This window comes from Methylophilus sp. UBA6697 (assembly GCF_002454655.1).
Classification (GTDB): domain Bacteria; phylum Pseudomonadota; class Gammaproteobacteria; order Burkholderiales; family Methylophilaceae; genus Methylophilus.
Window position 1 is genome coordinate 44,973 of record NZ_DKJH01000049.1, and the last position, 16,433, is coordinate 61,405.

Here is a 16,433-nt window from a genome sequence, read left to right on the forward strand (position 1 = left end):
GCGTGCTTCCTAACTAGATGATTGAATGCGATGATTTTCCAGCGTGTAAAGTGTCTGTAATATGGTCTGCCAGGCGCAAGCTCATGGCGACAATGGTCAGGGTAGGGTTGGCCTGACTGCTGGTTGGAAAGACAGATGCGCTGGATATATATAAGTTATCAACATTGTGGAGTTTGCCATTGGCATCCACAACAGAGTTTTCTGGGGTCGTGCCCATTCTGGTGGTACCTATATGGTGTCCACCATAGGCACCAAACCTGGTGAGGTCTTCTTCGAGTTGATCGTCATTAAATTCAAAAGTTGCAAGGCCACTTTGATTAATCTCTTGTACAAACAGCTTGAGTGAACGCCGTACTGACTCAATGTCTTCTGGCAAGTATCGCCAATCGACCTTGACCTTGCGCATGCCTAGTGTGTCAGTGTCATCTATTAACGTGATTCGACTATCAGGGTTCGGGTATTGTTCGCTATGGATTTCAAAGGTGAACTGGTTGCTTTTGTTGCTTAAAATGACAGACGGGAATTTGCGTTTTGCCAAGGTTCTCTTGGTAATCCAATGATGCAAAAACTTAATTGTATCAATAGGATCAAGAATGATATTGGCGAAATGCTTTAAATATATGCCGAGGCTGGATTGACCATCTTTCAGGCGTTTTCCATACTCATAGCTGATGAAGTTTTTAGCCAGGAATAAGCCAGACAGCACACCGACTTTATGTGAGGGGTCAACGATTTTTGGGAAGTGCAGCCTTGCCACCATGTTACCAGCACGAATTTTCTTCTGTGTCTCAGCGGTCAGCGCAAAACGGCGGCGGCAGTAAATACCCTCAGGGGATACCTCATAGCCATGGCGTGCATTGCTAGTTGCGCCCAACACGGTCAATTTACCCAGGTTGCCAGCAATATGACACTGATAATAGCGCCCGACTAAATCATGCTCGTTACCAATCCCGTTGGGGCAGACATCATTAGAGGCCAGCAGCAGCCTGGTTGTTTCAATCCCGCCGGTGGCCAGAACGACTTTTTTGGCGACAATAGAGGCCTTTACGCCTTCGAGACTCGCGATGTCCAACTGATTCACGTGAGCGCCGGTTGGATTGAGTCGAATACCGGTGCAATTGGCGCCCAGCAACACCTCAACATCTGCTGCCAGCACTAATCGTTGTTTATAACGATCGCCGACATTGGTCGGACATGAAAATCGCTCTAAATTGTTGGTTTTGAGGATGTCACTTTTAAAGCCTTTAATCGCTGCTTGCTGCTCAGTATCAAAGACCTTGTCTGCATCATATTCGTACACCCCGGCTTCAAGCAGCTTATTGGCTTGTTGATAATATGGGACTAGGTCCTGGTAGCTGATTGGCCAGCCACTCTGCGGTACATAATCACGCGGCTCAAAGTCAATCGGGTCGAAGGGCATGCAACGGCCACCCCAGATGGTGGTTGATCCGCCAAATCGGCGCTGGCGGTATTTGTCTGGTGGGCTATGCAGCTTTTCATCTGCCACCTCACCGGCATATAAATGCTGGGTTTTATCGTCCGCAAACTCAAACCCGGACTCTAACAATAATATTTTCAATCCTCGGCCAGACAGTGACAGCGCCAGTGATACGCCCGCAGCACCGGCACCGACGATACAGACATCTGCTTCAATTGTTGAGCCGGAGGACAGGNNAATCATATTTTTGTTAAATCACTTAAAAAAATTCACAAATAAGCGTTATTATTGAAGCTGTAGATGAGGTGTAAGCAGTGGTGTTGCTTCCGGAATAGGTTAAACGTCTTATATCGCATAATCCTGATGGGTTATACCATATCACACAGGTTCTTTTTTTATTCACGTACGACTGAAAAAATAATCATAATTTTTTACGTAAACCTACGTAATTGTTCACAAACATAATTAACCTTGTTGGGTCTCAGGCTGTTTATGTCAAATACCATAGAAATGTTTGGAATCACCATTCACAAGTTCTCAATGAATGGCGCAATTGATGTGTTACAGGAGTGGCTGCAATTTGGTGGCAATGACTGTAAATATGTGGTCACCCCGAACGTTGACCACGTTGTACAACTTGAAAAAAATCCCGCTTTTAAACAAGCTTATGACCATGCCGCCATGGTGGTGGCAGACGGTAAGCCGGTCGTACTGGCTTCAAAAATTCTGGGTAAACCATTGCCTGAAACAGTCCCTGGCAGTGACCTGGTGCCGAATATTTTTGAGCGGTTTCAGCAAAAAAATCTGCCGCTGAAAATATACCTGCTGGGTGCCATGCCTGGAGTAGGTGAGATTGCTGCAGCCAATATCAAGTCACAATGGCCAGTGGTCGAAGTGGTCGGCATCCTGAGCCCTGATTTTGGTTTTGAAAAAGACAGCGCGTACTGTGATCGCATTTGCCAATCTGTGGCGGATGCCAAAGCAGATTTGCTGGTCATCGGTTTGGGCGCGCCCAAGCAAGAGATATGGGTTGATAAATATGCACATAAGCTGCCTGTCAAAGTGGCGCTATGTGTCGGTGCTACCATTGACTTTCTGGCCGGCAACAAACCCAGAGCCCCGATGTGGATGCGCAAATTTGGCCTGGAGTGGCTACATAGAATGTGCTCTGAGCCCAAGCGCCTGGTAAAAAGATATTTAGTCGATGCCATTATTTTCCCCAAGCTGTTTATACGTGAGTGGTTGAAAAAATAATTGTTGTCGCGCAAAGATTTAGTTTAGAAATGAAGGAGCCGCTGTGAAGATTGCAATTGCTGGTACTGGTTATGTAGGATTGTCATTGGCCGTATTATTGGCTCAAAAAAATGAGGTGGTTGCACTGGATATCGTGCCGGAAAAAGTGGCACTGCTGAATCAAAAAAAATCACCGATTGTTGACCGTGAAATTGAAGATTTCTTAGCTAATAAATTATTGAATTTTAAAGCGACCACCGATAAAAACGAAGCCTATAACAATGCCGAGTTTGTGGTCATCGCCACGCCGACGGATTACGATGCTGAAACTAATTACTTCAATACAAAATCTGTTGAGGCGGTGATTAAAGATGTGATGGCCATCAACCCTGATGCAGTGATGGTAATCAAATCGACGATTCCTGTTGGCTATACAGAAAAAATTCGCGCCGAGCTCAATTGTAATAACCTGATTTTCTCACCGGAATTTTTGCGTGAAGGTAAAGCCCTTTACGATAACCTGTATCCCTCACGCATTGTGGTGGGCGAAGTTTCCGAGCGCGCACAAAAATTTGCCAACCTGCTCAAAGACAACTGCCTGAAACCGGATGCGGCCATTTTGCTGACCAACAGCTCTGAGGCTGAAGCCATCAAGCTGTTTGCCAATACCTTTCTTGCCATGCGCGTGGCTTACTTTAACGAGCTGGATACCTACGCCGAGACGCATGGCCTGAATACCCGCCAGATTATTGAAGGTGTGTGTATGGATCCACGCATTGGTAATCACTACAACAACCCATCCTTTGGCTATGGTGGCTACTGCTTGCCTAAAGATACCAAGCAGTTGCTGGCGAACTACTCACAAGTGCCACAAAACCTGATTAACGCTATTGTGGATGCGAATACCACGCGTAAAGATTTCGTCGCCGATAGCATTATCAAGAAGAAACCCAAAGTAGTGGGGATTTACCGTTTGATCATGAAAGCTGGTTCAGATAACTTCAGGGCCTCTTCGATCCAGGGGATTATGAAGCGGATCAAAGGTAAGGGTATCGAGGTGGTCGTATATGAGCCCGTGCTGGAAGAAAGCGAGTTCTTTCACTCTAAAGTGATTAAAGACCTCAACCAGTTCAAACAAATATCGGATGTTATTATTGCCAACAGGCAAGCCCAAGAGTTGGCTGATGTGGTAGACAAAGTGTATACCCGCGACTTGTTTGGCAGTGATTAATCATTTCTGGAATACGCTATGCGAGTGTTAGTAGTAGGTGGGGCAGGTTATATTGGCTCACATATGGTCAAAATGTTGCTGGGCGCCGGCCACGAGGTGATCACACTGGATAATTTGTCCAGTGGTCACCGCGATGCAGTGCTAGGTGGCACCTTTGTTGAAGGTGATTTGGCAGACCCAGCATGCCTGGCCCAAGTATTTAAGCAGCATCAGCCAGAGGCGGTCATGCATTTTGCCTCTTATATCCAGGTGGGTGAGTCTGTGCGCAAGCCAGACATCTACTACCGCAACAATGTGACCAATACGCTGAACCTGCTAGATGCCATGTTGCAATTTGAAGTGAAGAAATTCATTTTCTCATCGACCGCAGCAGTATTTGGCGAGCCAGACTACGTGCCTATTGATGAAGCGCATCCTAATCGCCCATTGAATCCTTATGGGCGGTCAAAGTGGATGATAGAACAAGTGCTGGCCGACTATGACAAAGCATTTGATCTGCGCTCGGTCTGTTTGCGTTACTTTAATGCGGCCGGGGCCGACCCTGAGGGGCAATTGGGGGAGCGTCATGATCCGGAAACCCACTTGATCCCTTTAATTCTGCAGGCAGCCTCTGGTCGACGCGACAATATCCAGGTATTTGGCCGTGATTACGACACCCCCGATGGTACCTGCATTCGCGACTATATCCATATTGTGGATTTATGCGCTGCCCACTTGGCCGCATTGGAATACTTAAATAAAGACGGCAGCAGTGATCGCTTCAACCTGGGGAATGGCTCAGGATTTTCAGTACAGGAAGTGATTGACGCCGTACAAAAGGTATCAGGCAAACAGGTCACAGTGATTAACGGCCCAAGACGTGAAGGGGATCCGGCCAGACTGGTGGCTGATGCCAAGCGTGCCAGAAGCATATTGGCGTGGCAACCGACCTATACTGCGCTGGACACCATCGTCTCACATGCATGGCAGTGGGAACTCAAGCAGTTAAATTAACGCATTCAAAATTAGGTATAAGGTTGATAAAGATGAAAATTGTTCCAGTGATTCTTTCTGGTGGTTCTGGTACGCGATTGTGGCCATTATCGCGCGCAGTGTTGCCTAAGCAGTTATTGCCATTGGTCAGTGAAAACACCATGCTGCAAGAAACATTGTTACGTTTATCCAGCTGGGCCGAGATTGAATCACCCATTGTCGTTTGCGGTAATGATCATCGCTTTCTGGTGGCGGAACAATTGCGTCAGGTAGGCTTAACGCCAGAAGCGATTGTGCTGGAACCGATTGCACGAAATACGGCGCCAGCCATCGCTGCCGCCAGTTTATTGTTAAAAGAAAAAAATGTCTTGATGCTGGTGCTGCCTGCAGACCATGTCATCACCGATGTCGCCGCTTTTGAAGCCGCAGTACGCCGAGCCAGCGTCGCAGCAGAGCAGGGCAAGCTGGTGACTTTTGGCATTGCGCCCACACACCCTGAAACAGGCTATGGCTACATTCAGTCTGGCAATGCATTAAATACTGCTGATGATTGCTATGAAGTGGCCCGATTTGTTGAAAAGCCAGATGCGGCAACAGCGCAGCAATATCTGGATGCCGGTAGCTTTAACTGGAATAGCGGTATGTTTTTGTTTAAACCTGCAGTTTTCCTGGGTGAGTTACAGCAATATGCGCCGGCAATGTTGAATGCGGTGACCAAAGCCGTTGAGCAGAGCTACAAAGACCTGGATTTTGTGCGCCTGCACGAAGCCTCATTTGCTGAATCACCCTCAGACTCAATTGACTATGCGGTGATGGAAAAAACCAAACTAGCAGCAGTGGTGCCTGCCAGCATGGGCTGGAATGATGTCGGCTCCTGGACCGCGCTAAAAGACGTTCTGCCGAATGACGAAGTAGGCAATGCCGCCCGTGGCGATGTCTTTCTTAAGAATGTCAAAAATACATTGATACGTGCCGAGCATAGATTTGTCGCCGCAGTCGGCGTAGAGGATTTGCTCATTGTAGAAACCGGCGATGCGGTGCTGGTAGCGCATCGAGACTGTGCACAGGATGTCAAAAACATTGTCGACCACCTCAAAGCCAGTGGCCGTACCGAGCACCAAGTACATCCACGTGTTTATCGCCCATGGGGCTGGTATGAGGGCATTGACGTTGGCGAGCGCTTCCAGGTGAAGCGCATTATGGTCAAACCTGGCGAAAAACTGTCGCTGCAAATGCATCATCACCGCGCCGAACATTGGGTGGTGGTGAGTGGCTCGGCGATGATTACCGTCGATGGTCAAACCAAGTTGTTTACCGAAAACGAGTCTACGTATATCCCGATTGGATCAACGCATCGCCTGGAAAATCCAGGTAAATTGCCTTTGCATTTGATTGAAGTGCAATCCGGCAGTTATCTGGGCGAGGATGATATTGTGCGTTACGAAGATACGTATGGCCGCAACTAATATGTCAGGTAGCAATGTTTTGCAAGCAGTGATGCAGCAAAGTGGTGTGGCTTTTGGCACCAGTGGCGCCCGTGGACTCGTGAGCGCCATGACAGACGAAGTATGCGCGGCTTATACACAAGCCTTTATCCAGACAGTCAGGCAGACCTTTGCCTTTAAACAAGTGGCCATTGCCATTGACCTGCGCCCTAGCAGCCCGCAGATTGCAGCCGCTTGTGCCTGCATGCTTGAACAGCTAGGCCTGGAGGTTATTTTTTGTGGGGCGATCCCCACACCGGCGCTAGCCTTGTTTGCACAAACGCAACATATACCTGGCATCATGGTCACAGGCAGTCATATTCCTTTCGACCGTAATGGCCTCAAGTTCTATCGTCCAGACGGTGAAATCAGCAAAGCCGATGAAAGCGCGATGCTGGCATCCGAGTTGCAGCCTTTTACTGGAACGTCATCTGCATTAGCTGCAGAAAACTCGACGGCCAAAAATGCCTATCTCCAACGCTATAAAGATTTGCTGGGTGAGGGCGCCTTAGCTGGCCAAAAGCTGGCAGTGTACCAACACTCAAGCGTTGGCCGCGACTTGGTGCCGCAATTGCTGCGCGAGTTAGGCGCAGAAGTCATTTGCCTGGCGCGCTCGGATACCTTTGTCCCCATTGATACCGAGGCAGTTTCTGTCGAAGATATGCAAAAGGGATTGGACTGGGCCAGGGAATATACCGTAGACGCGATTATTTCAACCGATGGCGATGGTGACCGGCCGTTGATGAGTGATGAACAAGGACAGTGGTTGCGCGGCGATATCGTTGGGCTACTGACGGCCAAAGCACTCAATATCACGCATTTGGCTGTTCCTGTCAGTTGCAATACCGCCATTGAGGCCAGTGGTGCATTTCAGCAAGTTACACGCACGCGTATTGGTTCGCCTTATGTGATCGCCGGGATGGAAACATTGCAAAAAAATGGCGCCAGCAGCGTGGCCGGCTTTGAGGCCAACGGCGGTTTTTTATTGGGAACAACCGTTCCCGCCTATCCAACATTAGCACCACTAGCAACCCGTGATGCGGTATTGCCTGTGGTGTGCTTACTGGCACAAGCAAAACGGCAAAATGAGCCACTCTCCGCTTTGGTGGCCGCATTACCGCAACGCTATACGGCCAGTGATCGCCTGCAAAATTTTGCCACCGAAAAAAGTAAGGCATTGCTTGAAAACTGGTCTGGTGCAGTAGATAAAATGCTAAAGGCCCTGCATCTGGATGAGGCTGCTTCTAGTGTTGATACAACAGATGGCCTGAGAGTGATGTGCCAATCCGGCAACATTATTCATTTACGCCCCTCAGGTAACGCGCCGGAGCTCAGGTGTTATGTCGAAACCGATGCTGCGCCCACTTCGCACGCATTGGTAAACACCGTCCTTAAACAGCTTAGCCAGTTATAAAATCGGCCATCAGCCGCTTCCAAGGTCAGAAATATCGACACGATTGTCATATTTCTGACAAATTGCTTTGCTACTTTCCCCAAGACGCGAGTAAAATAGATGCATTGAAATGGTGCATTACAAACATTTCGTTCTGAAAAGTGGTGCAATTCATGCATCCATCCTAGTTGGTTTATTGTTACAAGCGTAAAAATACTAATAAAATCAGCCTGTTAAACGATCTCACTTGCGCTGGTCTGTTTTTTGCTTTAAAGATAAACAACAAATAAATAAAAATGAAGTAATTGGCCAATATGGGCTATATAAAATAGCCGAATTAAATAATAAGATGGCTAATAATTAACTGTACTGAGGAGAAATACCATGTTCATGCATTGGCTGAAAAAATTATCAATTGTCACCGCGGCAATGATTGCCTTCACTGGCTATGCGCAAGCGACCAATGTGACTTTGAGTTATGGCACCACAGATCTGCTAGGTGTTGTTAACCGCGATGCAGGTGTGATTGGCGGCTTCACATTTAATGATGTGTTTGATCTTGACCTTCAAGTACCAGCCTCACTTTCTTACTTTATTACTGAAATGCCTGACGCTGCCTACAATATCGTGGATAGCACTTTTACTTATGGCCTGTACGATGTTGACAACAACTTGTTAACAACGCCATCGATCCTGACGCCTGGCGCTTACCAATTACGTGTCTCAGGCACGGCTGATGGTTTTAGCGGCGGACAATATTTTTTAAGCTTTAATGTGACCACTCCAGTACCTGAACCAGATCTGGGCTTGTTGATGCTGGTTGGCCTGACCATGATGGGTCTGGTCTCTTTGCGTAAATCACATTCTGCCTAATTATAAAGTTTTCTTGTTTTTTTAATTGAGGAGTAGGTATGAAAGTATCTAATGTGTTGGGATCTATGGCATTAATCTCTGCCATCAGTTTTTCACATCAGGCGTTTGCGACCACAAACGTGACTGATCTGGGTAACCTGAATGATGGTCCAGTGGTTGATCAGTCTTTGTTACAGGTTGGTGCTTTTTGGTTGCCAGACCTATACAGCTTTGACTTGAGCTCAGACTCTACGGTCACTGTAGACTTTAAAGCGTTGCTGGGTATTGGTGTTGGCTCTACTTTCAGCCTGTATAACTCTTCAAATACTTTAATCACATCCTACAATATTCCACTGTTAACCTTCGGTGCGACAACAACGTTTACGTTTATCGATATTGCCGCTGGTAATGATTATGTATTCAAGTTTAATCCAGGTGCATTGAATGTCACCTTGGCAAATAAGCTCACTTTCACTGCACACGAAACAGTGCCAGTGCCAGAACCAGAGTCTAATGCACTGATGCTGGTTGGTTTGGGTATCATTGGTTTGATTGCTCGCAGAAAATTTGCTTAATTTTTGCTTGCCATAAAAAAGCCGGTTTGCATTTGCAACCGGCTTTTTTGTTTTAATACATGTTTATTACTTGAGGTAGTCCTTTATTCTTTGGGCGGCGGCAATCGTTTCTTCAGTCGACGCCACCAGCGCCATACGAATAAAGCCTTTGCCGGGGTTTAGGCCATGCGCTTCACGCGCCAGAAAAGAGCCTGGCAACACCGTAATATTCAACTCCTGATACAACTGCCTGGCAACAACGGTGTCATCTTTTTGTGTATTAATCCATAAATAAAATGCCGCATCTGGCAACTGCGTGTGTGGCCAGACTTGTTGCAGCAGTGGTGTCACTGCACTGAACTTCTCGCTGTATAACGCACGGTTATGGATCACATGTGCTTCGTCATTCCAGGCCACTACACTGGCAGCTTGCACTGCCGGGCTCATGGCGCAGCCGTGGTAGGTACGATACAAGGCAAATTTCTCAACAATATCTGCATCGCCTGCGACAAAGCCAGAACGCATGCCAGGCACATTCGAGCGTTTGGAGAGTGAGCTGAACATGACGACACGGCTAAAGTCGCGACCTAGCTGATGTGCTGCCTGCAATGCGCCAACCGGTGGATTATTCTCATCAAAATAGATCTCTGAATAACACTCATCTGACGCAATCACAAAACCGTATTGGTCGGACAGCTCAAACAGGGTTTTCCAGGCCTGAATATCCATGACCTTACCGGATGGGTTACCTGGGCTACATACAAACACCAATTGGGTACGCTTGAGGATATCGACCGGTACTTGTGTCAGGTCCATGACAAAGTCATTGTCTGGCGTGGTGTTGATAAAGTAGGGCTGCGCACCTGCTAAAAAGGCCGCACCTTCATAAATCTGGTAAAACGGGTTGGGTGAAATAACTACTGGCTGTTGTGCAACGCTGGTATCAATGACCGCCTGCGCAAAGGCAAACAAGGCCTCGCGGCTGCCATTCACCGGCAAAATCGCTTTATCGACATTGAGGGCGGGAATGTTGTAGCGACGTTGCAGCCACTGATTAATCGCTTCTCGCAAGGCCGGTACACCGATTGTGGTAGGATAGCTGGCCAATCCTCCCAGGTTGCTGGCGAGTGCGTCACTAATGATACTCGGCGTGGCGTGTTTAGGCTCACCGATCGACAGGTTTACAGGACTAAACGCCGGGTTAGGCGCCAGGCCTTGAAACAGATCGCGCAAGCGTTGAAACGGATAGGGCTGAAGTAGGTTTAAATTTGGATTCATAGGTGTGTATTATAAGTGAGCCTGCCACATAAACAAAAAGCTTCCGGGCAAAAATATACGGCCTCAGCGGCATTGATCTATGGTGCATTATGCTGGGGCGTTATCTGGTATCCCTACCGCTTGCTCAACGATATCGGCTTGTCTGGCGTGCAATCCAGTTTATTGAGTTATAGCCTGGCGTTGCTGATAGGTGGCATGCTGTTTTGGCGGCGATTCAACTGCATACTGCAAGTCCCGGCCTCGGCCTATTGGCTGAGCCTGATCGCGGGCTGGACCAACCTGGCCTATGTATTGGCGATTATTGATGGTGAAGTCATGCGAGTGATGCTGCTGTTCTACCTGTCGCCGCTATGGACCTTATTGCTGGCGAGAGTCTGGCTGCATGAGCCCTGGCATAAACCGCAACTACTGGCCATTTCATTATCGTTATTAGGCGCAGTGTTAATGCTGACCAATGGTGAATGGATGTGGCCATGGCCGCAATCCACCTCGGACTGGCTGGCGCTCTCTGCCGGTATAGGCTTTTCTTTAACCAATGTCATGACCCGCTTTTCTACGCATTTGACGATTGCCGCCAAAGGCATGCTGGTATGGCTGGGTGTCTTTGGCTTGTCATTCGCGGTATTACTTTGGCAATCCGGCATCGCTGGCATGGCGTTTATCACGGCATCAACCTTCACCTCCTATGTGACCATCACTTTCTTGGTGATTGCCTTATTGCTGGTTTCAGCGACTTTGCTGGTGCAATATGGCGTGACCAAAATACCCGCTATCCAGGCGTCAGTGTTGTTTATGTCCGAATTGATTGTGGCCGCGATTGCCGCTTATTTTCTGGCGCAGGAAACCATGTCTGTGATGGAAATGATAGGCGGCTGTTGCATTATTGCCGCAGGCATCTTGTCAGTCAGCGTTGGCGAGTCTGACTAAGCACGAGACAGCAATTGCCGATAAGCCTGCTCCAATTGCAGGCAGAATGTGTGCGGCTCAAACAGCACACCGGCCTGGCTTTTCACTTTGGACTTGAGCAATGCCAGTGCGCTTGCATCATGCGCTAAAGTGATAGCGCGCTGTTCAAGCGCCGTCCAATCGGCGCAGATGCATTCATTCAGCCCGATATGCTTGAGTAAACTGGCACTGACCCGTGCCGGGAAGGTATCACCAGCCACCGTGAGCAGGGGAATCCCTTGCCATAAAGCATCACTGGCGGTGGTGTGCGCGTTATAGGGTGCCGTATCCAGCATCAGATCGGCATGCTGTTGCCTGGCAATATGTTGCGCAATGCTGGTGCGTGGCGCAAAAATCAATCGATCGGCGGCAATGCCAGCCACTTTTGCTTGCGCTTGCAGGTGCCGTGTTGCCCACTGGTTACATTGCAATAACCACAATACGCTGCCTGGCACTTGCTGCAAAATGCGCATCCAACTGGCAAACACATCAGGCGTGATTTTAAAACTCTGGTTCAGGCAACAAAATACAAACCCCTGCTCAGGCAGGCCATGCGCTTTGCGCGTGTCAGCCTCAGCCATGGGGCGTTGTGCATTGTTTGCCTGGTAGCATGGCAACACTACAGGCTGTTCGGCCAAAACCACGTCATTTAATGTGCCATCCACAATCATGGCGTCAAACAGCGGCTGACCATTGACCATTCCCATACTACCTGGATAACCCAGCCAGTTAATGCGAGTGCGGGCAGGGCGGTAGGCGGCAATGCCGCTACGGCTATTTTGCGTATAGCCGGTTAAATCTACCAGCACATCAATCCCCATGCGTTGCATATGTGCGGCGACTGCCACATCAGGCATGCTGGTGATGTCTATCCAGTGATTGGCGGCGGCAAGCAAGGCTAGGCGTTCGCTTGAGTGATCGTCTTTGCTGTTGCTATATAAAAACACTTCGAATTGCTGGTGGTCGTGCGCCGCAAACACGTCTGTGACTAAATACGCCAGGGGGTGACGACGGAAATCAGAAGAAAGGTAGGCAATTTTAATGCGCTGCTGATTTTCTGGCTGGCTAGACTGTTGTGTGGCGGCTAAGGGCTGGATATGGCCATAATGCAGTTGTGCCCAGTTGCTTGCACACGCCAGTTGCTCAGCCGCTGTGGTGCCCGGCATCGCCAAAAATGCAAATGGCGGGATCTGCGCCTGTGGGGATTGTGCTAACGCAGCGCGCACTTCGGCAATGGCGGCATCCAGACCTTGCCAGTCGGCCATATGCTGTTTTTGATGAATCCAGTGTACTTTGGCATGCAGTAGCTGCGGATCAAGTTTAATGGCCTGTGCATAGGCAGCCACAGCCAAGTCTAGCTGGCCTTGCTCACGGTAAGCATTGCCCAGGTTGTTATGGCACTCTGCATCGCCAGGTGCCAGCGCAAGTGACTGCTGGTAATGTTGAATCGCCAGCGCATTCTCACCTAGTTTACGCAGGCTATTGGCCAGGTTGAAATGTACATCAGCCTGTTGTGCATCTTGCGCTAGCGATTGCCTGAAATAGTTGGCAGCGACCGACTCATCCCCGCGCAAACTGGCCGCATTGCCGAGTTGCATCAATATTTGCGGGTGATCGGGTGCCCATTGCAATGCCTGAAGAAAAGCCTGTTCAGCATCCTCGGCTTGCTTGAGTGCCAGGTAATGCCGCCCCAATTCATAATGCAACTCAGGATCTTGCGGCGTGCGCGTTAACTGCTGTTTTAACTGTTGAATACTCGCACTCATGCTGACGTCTGCCCAGTAAAAGGATTAAGCAAAGACTTCCAACCCAGCTGCTTAAACAAATGACGCTGTGGATGCAAACCGTGCCAGAAACTGTCTTCGGTCAGTTGTGGCAATCTGGTGCCAAAGTCGCTTAACAAGCGTCTGGCCAGCATGGCTGCACAATAAGGCGCAGTCATCAAACCTTTGCTGCCATGCGCAACATGCACATATAGGCCTTGTGGCGCTGGTAGCGCGGCAAAATCGTTGATCGGCGCATGTTGAGCATGAAACGTTGTTGTCGCCAGCACAGGCCCGACATAAGGCAAATAATCCGGAGAACCACACCTGGACGATGCGCGCGCAAAAGTAACTTCTGCACTGCTTGCACGATCAAATTGCGGACTTAACCTGCTCACCATATCGAGGTTGCTCAGATTATCCTGTTCGCGAAGCTCTGTACTACTATCACCTGGTGCAAAAGTAGCCCCCATGGCATGCTGGCCTTGAGAAAGTGGTGTCAGGTAACCGTCCCCGCATAAAATCACCTTGAGCGATTGCATAGACGCCTGCCCGGCAATCATGCCCATCTGGCCACGCACCGGATTTAGCCACATGCCGCTTTCTGGCAATAAGCTGGCGGCTTCTGCGGCATTACAGACAATCACGGCATCAAAATAATCATTGATTGTTCCGGTGTGATTGGCTAGCTGCCAGCCTTGCTTTTGGGAAGTTAATTGGCAAATATCTTGCTGAAGATGCAGCGTGATATTGGGATGGGCTATCATGCGTGCACATGCTGCGGTCGGATTTACCCAGGCGCCAGCTGCAAAATACAGGCACTCATGCGCCAGGTTAACCCCGGCCTGTGCACTGGCCTGTGTTGCATCCAGCTGTTGCAGCATGCCTAAATGCGCATATCGGCTGGCCACTTTCTGTACCCGTTTATGCTCGCGAGGATTGCTGCCCAGTTGTAACAAACCACAGCTTTGAAAGCCATCCTCACCCAAATTCAGGCTGGCATAGTGACGCAGGCTAAAACTATAACTACGCCACGCCAATTGATCGTTTTGCGGTTTTTCAGCATTCAACCGTGGGTAGAGCATGCCCCTGGGATTGCCGGAGGCGCCACTGGCAAGTTGATCTGCACGTTCAAACACATGTACCTCGCAGCCTAAGCTGGCCAGATGCCAGGCGGTACTGCAACCCGCAATACCGGCACCAATGATTGCCACGTTAGGCAACGAAGTAGAAGAGGGGCATTGCTCAGATAGCGGCCATACGCCGCATAACATTTCCCGCTTTTTGCCAAACCCACGTGCTTTTTCAACCTGGAACCCAACCGCCTGCAAACCGCGCTTGACCAGTCCCGCGCTGGTAAACGTGGCAAATGTTGTCCCAGGATGCGCACATCTGGCCATACATTCAAATAGATAAGGCTGCCACATTTGTGGATTTTTGGCTGGCGCGAATCCATCCAGAAACCAGGCATCCGCCTGTAGTTGCAACTGCGGTAGAATCTGCTCGCTGTCACCAATATACAAGGTCAAACTGGTGGAGAATGCTGGCAGCTCCAGCTGGTTAATCCCAGGTTGCAATAAATGATATTGTTGGCATAAAGCCTGGCTGATATCGGCCAGTTCAGGGAAATGTGCATGTGCCATCTGCAAGTCTTGCAAGGTAAACGGGGCGATTTCTATGCTGACAAAATGCAAGTGCGCGTTGGCTGGCGCAGTATCACGCCACAATTGCAGAGTAGCCAGAAAATTGAGGCCGCTGCCAAAACCGGTTTCAATAATCACAAAATGGCTGGGGCAGTCAGTCGGCAGTTGCTGCCATCTTGCCTCTAACTGGTTGTGCTGCAGAAAGACATGGCGCGTTTCAGCCAGCCCATGCTGTGGATGATCCGGGTTGACTGAAAAATAAACATCATTGAATTGTGTAGAGTAGGGCAAGCCGTCGCGCCACTCTAAAACTGCATGCGTACTCATAGGTTGGCAAGTGTATCACGCCGCACCGGCCCATTAAACCCGCTTGACAGCCCGGTAGCCAGGTTTGGCCAGCAACAGATGCACATCCCCCAAGGCACACTCGGCAAAGCCCCCTTCGCAATAGCTCAGGTAAAAGTCCCACATGCGGATAAAAGTGTCGCTATAGCCTAATTGCCGAACGGCGTCGATTTGCGCGAAAAAATTTTCGCGCCATAAGCGTAAAGTCGTGGCGTAATGCAAACCTATGTCTTGCAAATCCACCAGCCGTAAATCACTCGCCCGCGTTATGCTGGTAAGCATGGCCGTATTGGAAGGAATGTTCGACCCCGGGAATATATAGCGTTGAATAAAATCAACCGAACCGATAGCACTGGCATAGCGCTGGTCGGCAATGGTAATCGCCTGAATCAGCGCAACACCGTCAGCTTTGAGCAGATGGCTCACTTTGTTGAAATAGGTATCGTAATACTGATGACCAACGGCTTCTATCATTTCAATGGACACAAGTTTATCAAACTGGCCTTGCAAGTGACGGTAGTCCTGTTTCAGCACAGTGATCTGCTCTTGCAGACCTTCTTCACGCACCCTCGCTTGCGCCAGCAGATACTGCTGTTGGGAAATGGTGGTCGTCGTCACCTGGCAGCCGTAATGTTTAGCCGCATAAATGGCAAAACCACCCCAGCCAGTCCCAATCTCAACAACGTGATCAGCAGGAGAAAGCTGCAACTTATCACAAATCACTTGTAATTTTCGCTCTGAAGCGGCTTGCAAGTCGGTGATATCAGCGTCAAACATGGCCGACGAATACATCATGGTGGGGTCCAGGAATAACTTGAACAAGTCGTTACCTAAATCATAATGGGCCGCGATATTTTTCTGGCTGCCAGCTTCGCTATTACTGTTTAACCAGTGAAATACTTTCAACACAGGCTTGGTCAACCACTGATAGCCGCCCTCCAGGGTATCCATCACAGACTGGTTAAGTACCATCAGGCGAATAACATTGCTTAATGTGTCTGCCTGCCAATAGCCGAGCATATAAGCTTCTCCGGCGCCGATGCTGCCGCCAAAGGCGATTTCACCGTAAAAGCGAGCATCATGCACGGTAATCGTCGCCTGTAGACCACCTGTATCCGCTTGGCCGAACACATGGTGCTCATCACCGTCAATCAAAGTTAACTGACCTATTGCCAAGCCAGCCAATCGCTTGAGTACTTGCGACTTTGCCAGCTGCGCCACCCATTTTGCGCGACTTTTGGACTTTAATGGCTTGGTTAAAGTATCGGCGGATACTGCAAGGGGGGAGGGGGCTGTGGTCAT

The 16,433-nt window shown here is 49.2% G+C and carries 13 protein-coding genes; 8 read left to right on the forward strand and 5 right to left on the reverse strand.

What is annotated here, in order from left to right; all coding sequences use genetic code 11:
- Window positions 1–13: 13 nt before the first annotated feature.
- Window positions 14–1,681, reverse strand: coding sequence for an FAD-dependent oxidoreductase (locus tag B3355_RS13000; protein WP_292784703.1), 1,668 nt, complete (start codon window positions 1,679–1,681; stop codon window positions 14–16).
- Window positions 1,682–1,930: 249 nt separating this feature from the next.
- On the opposite strand from B3355_RS13000, the gene B3355_RS13005 reads away from it, so the two are divergent.
- From B3355_RS13005 to B3355_RS13035, 7 genes are all read left to right on the forward strand, one after another.
- Window positions 1,931–2,692, forward strand: a complete 762-nt coding sequence (locus B3355_RS13005) for a WecB/TagA/CpsF family glycosyltransferase (RefSeq protein ID WP_047517950.1) — start codon at window positions 1,931–1,933, stop codon at window positions 2,690–2,692.
- 43 nt (window positions 2,693–2,735) lie between these two features.
- Window positions 2,736–3,902, forward strand: a complete 1,167-nt coding sequence (locus tag B3355_RS13010) for a nucleotide sugar dehydrogenase (RefSeq protein ID WP_047517951.1) — start codon at window positions 2,736–2,738, stop codon at window positions 3,900–3,902.
- Between the two features lie 18 nt (window positions 3,903–3,920).
- Window positions 3,921–4,895, forward strand: coding sequence for a UDP-glucose 4-epimerase GalE (galE, locus tag B3355_RS13015; RefSeq protein WP_081979354.1), 975 nt, complete (start codon window positions 3,921–3,923; stop codon window positions 4,893–4,895).
- Between the two features lie 32 nt (window positions 4,896–4,927).
- Window positions 4,928–6,340, forward strand: a complete 1,413-nt coding sequence (locus tag B3355_RS13020; protein WP_047517952.1) for a mannose-1-phosphate guanylyltransferase/mannose-6-phosphate isomerase — start codon at window positions 4,928–4,930, stop codon at window positions 6,338–6,340.
- Complete coding sequence (locus B3355_RS13025) at window positions 6,327–7,772, forward strand: phosphomannomutase (RefSeq protein ID WP_235273265.1); 1,446 nt, start codon at window positions 6,327–6,329, stop codon at window positions 7,770–7,772. The genes B3355_RS13020 and B3355_RS13025 overlap by 14 nt, the downstream gene beginning before the upstream one ends.
- 363 nt (window positions 7,773–8,135) lie before the next feature.
- Entirely contained in the window at window positions 8,136–8,624 is a 489-nt protein-coding gene (locus tag B3355_RS13030; protein ID WP_047517955.1) for an FxDxF family PEP-CTERM protein, read from the forward strand.
- Between the two features lie 38 nt (window positions 8,625–8,662).
- Window positions 8,663–9,178: a PEP-CTERM sorting domain-containing protein gene (locus B3355_RS13035; protein ID WP_047517956.1), complete on the forward strand. Its 516-nt coding sequence runs from the start codon at window positions 8,663–8,665 to the stop codon at window positions 9,176–9,178.
- Window positions 9,179–9,244: 66 nt separating this feature from the next.
- Here the strand turns inward: B3355_RS13035 and dapC are convergent, their stop codons facing one another.
- A complete protein-coding gene (gene dapC, locus B3355_RS13040; RefSeq protein WP_292784716.1) occupies window positions 9,245–10,435 on the reverse strand; it encodes a succinyldiaminopimelate transaminase in 1,191 nt (396 codons plus the stop codon).
- A gap of 15 nt (window positions 10,436–10,450) precedes the next feature.
- Between dapC and B3355_RS13045 the strand changes: the two genes are divergently transcribed.
- A complete protein-coding gene (locus tag B3355_RS13045) occupies window positions 10,451–11,362 on the forward strand; it encodes a DMT family transporter (RefSeq protein WP_292784719.1) in 912 nt (303 codons plus the stop codon).
- Here B3355_RS13045 and B3355_RS13050 read toward each other — a convergent pair.
- The 3 genes from B3355_RS13050 to B3355_RS13060 are packed head-to-tail and all read right to left on the reverse strand — an operon-like array spanning window position 11,359 to window position 16,433.
- A complete protein-coding gene (locus B3355_RS13050) occupies window positions 11,359–13,146 on the reverse strand; it encodes a tetratricopeptide repeat protein (protein ID WP_292784722.1) in 1,788 nt (595 codons plus the stop codon). The two genes, B3355_RS13045 and B3355_RS13050, sit on opposite strands and share 4 nt — an antisense overlap.
- Window positions 13,143–15,113: a bifunctional tRNA (5-methylaminomethyl-2-thiouridine)(34)-methyltransferase MnmD/FAD-dependent 5-carboxymethylaminomethyl-2-thiouridine(34) oxidoreductase MnmC gene (gene mnmC, locus B3355_RS13055; RefSeq protein ID WP_292784725.1), complete on the reverse strand. Its 1,971-nt coding sequence runs from the start codon at window positions 15,111–15,113 to the stop codon at window positions 13,143–13,145. Before mnmC ends, B3355_RS13050 begins: the two co-directional genes overlap by 4 nt.
- A gap of 33 nt (window positions 15,114–15,146) precedes the next feature.
- Window positions 15,147–16,433, reverse strand: a complete 1,287-nt coding sequence (locus tag B3355_RS13060) for an SAM-dependent methyltransferase (RefSeq protein WP_292784728.1) — start codon at window positions 16,431–16,433, stop codon at window positions 15,147–15,149.

Excerpts from the sequence above, each read along its gene's own strand:
- B3355_RS13020 (WP_047517952.1), top strand. The coding sequence starts at position 4,928 with ATGAAAATTGTTCCAGTGATTCTTTCTGGTGGTTCTGGTACGCGATTG.
- B3355_RS13035 (WP_047517956.1), top strand. The coding sequence starts at position 8,663 with ATGAAAGTATCTAATGTGTTGGGATCTATGGCATTAATCTCTGCCATC.
- B3355_RS13030 (WP_047517955.1), top strand. The coding sequence starts at position 8,136 with ATGTTCATGCATTGGCTGAAAAAATTATCAATTGTCACCGCGGCAATG.
- B3355_RS13005 (WP_047517950.1), top strand. The coding sequence starts at position 1,931 with ATGTCAAATACCATAGAAATGTTTGGAATCACCATTCACAAGTTCTCA.
- galE (WP_081979354.1), top strand. The coding sequence starts at position 3,921 with ATGCGAGTGTTAGTAGTAGGTGGGGCAGGTTATATTGGCTCACATATG.
- mnmC (WP_292784725.1), bottom strand. The coding sequence starts at position 15,113 with ATGAGTACGCATGCAGTTTTAGAGTGGCGCGACGGCTTGCCCTACTCT.
- dapC (WP_292784716.1), bottom strand. The coding sequence starts at position 10,435 with ATGAATCCAAATTTAAACCTACTTCAGCCCTATCCGTTTCAACGCTTG.
- B3355_RS13060 (WP_292784728.1), bottom strand. The coding sequence starts at position 16,433 with ATGACCACAGCCCCCTCCCCCCTTGCAGTATCCGCCGATACTTTAACC.
- B3355_RS13050 (WP_292784722.1), bottom strand. The coding sequence starts at position 13,146 with ATGAGTGCGAGTATTCAACAGTTAAAACAGCAGTTAACGCGCACGCCG.
- B3355_RS13025 (WP_235273265.1), top strand. The coding sequence starts at position 6,327 with ATGGCCGCAACTAATATGTCAGGTAGCAATGTTTTGCAAGCAGTGATG.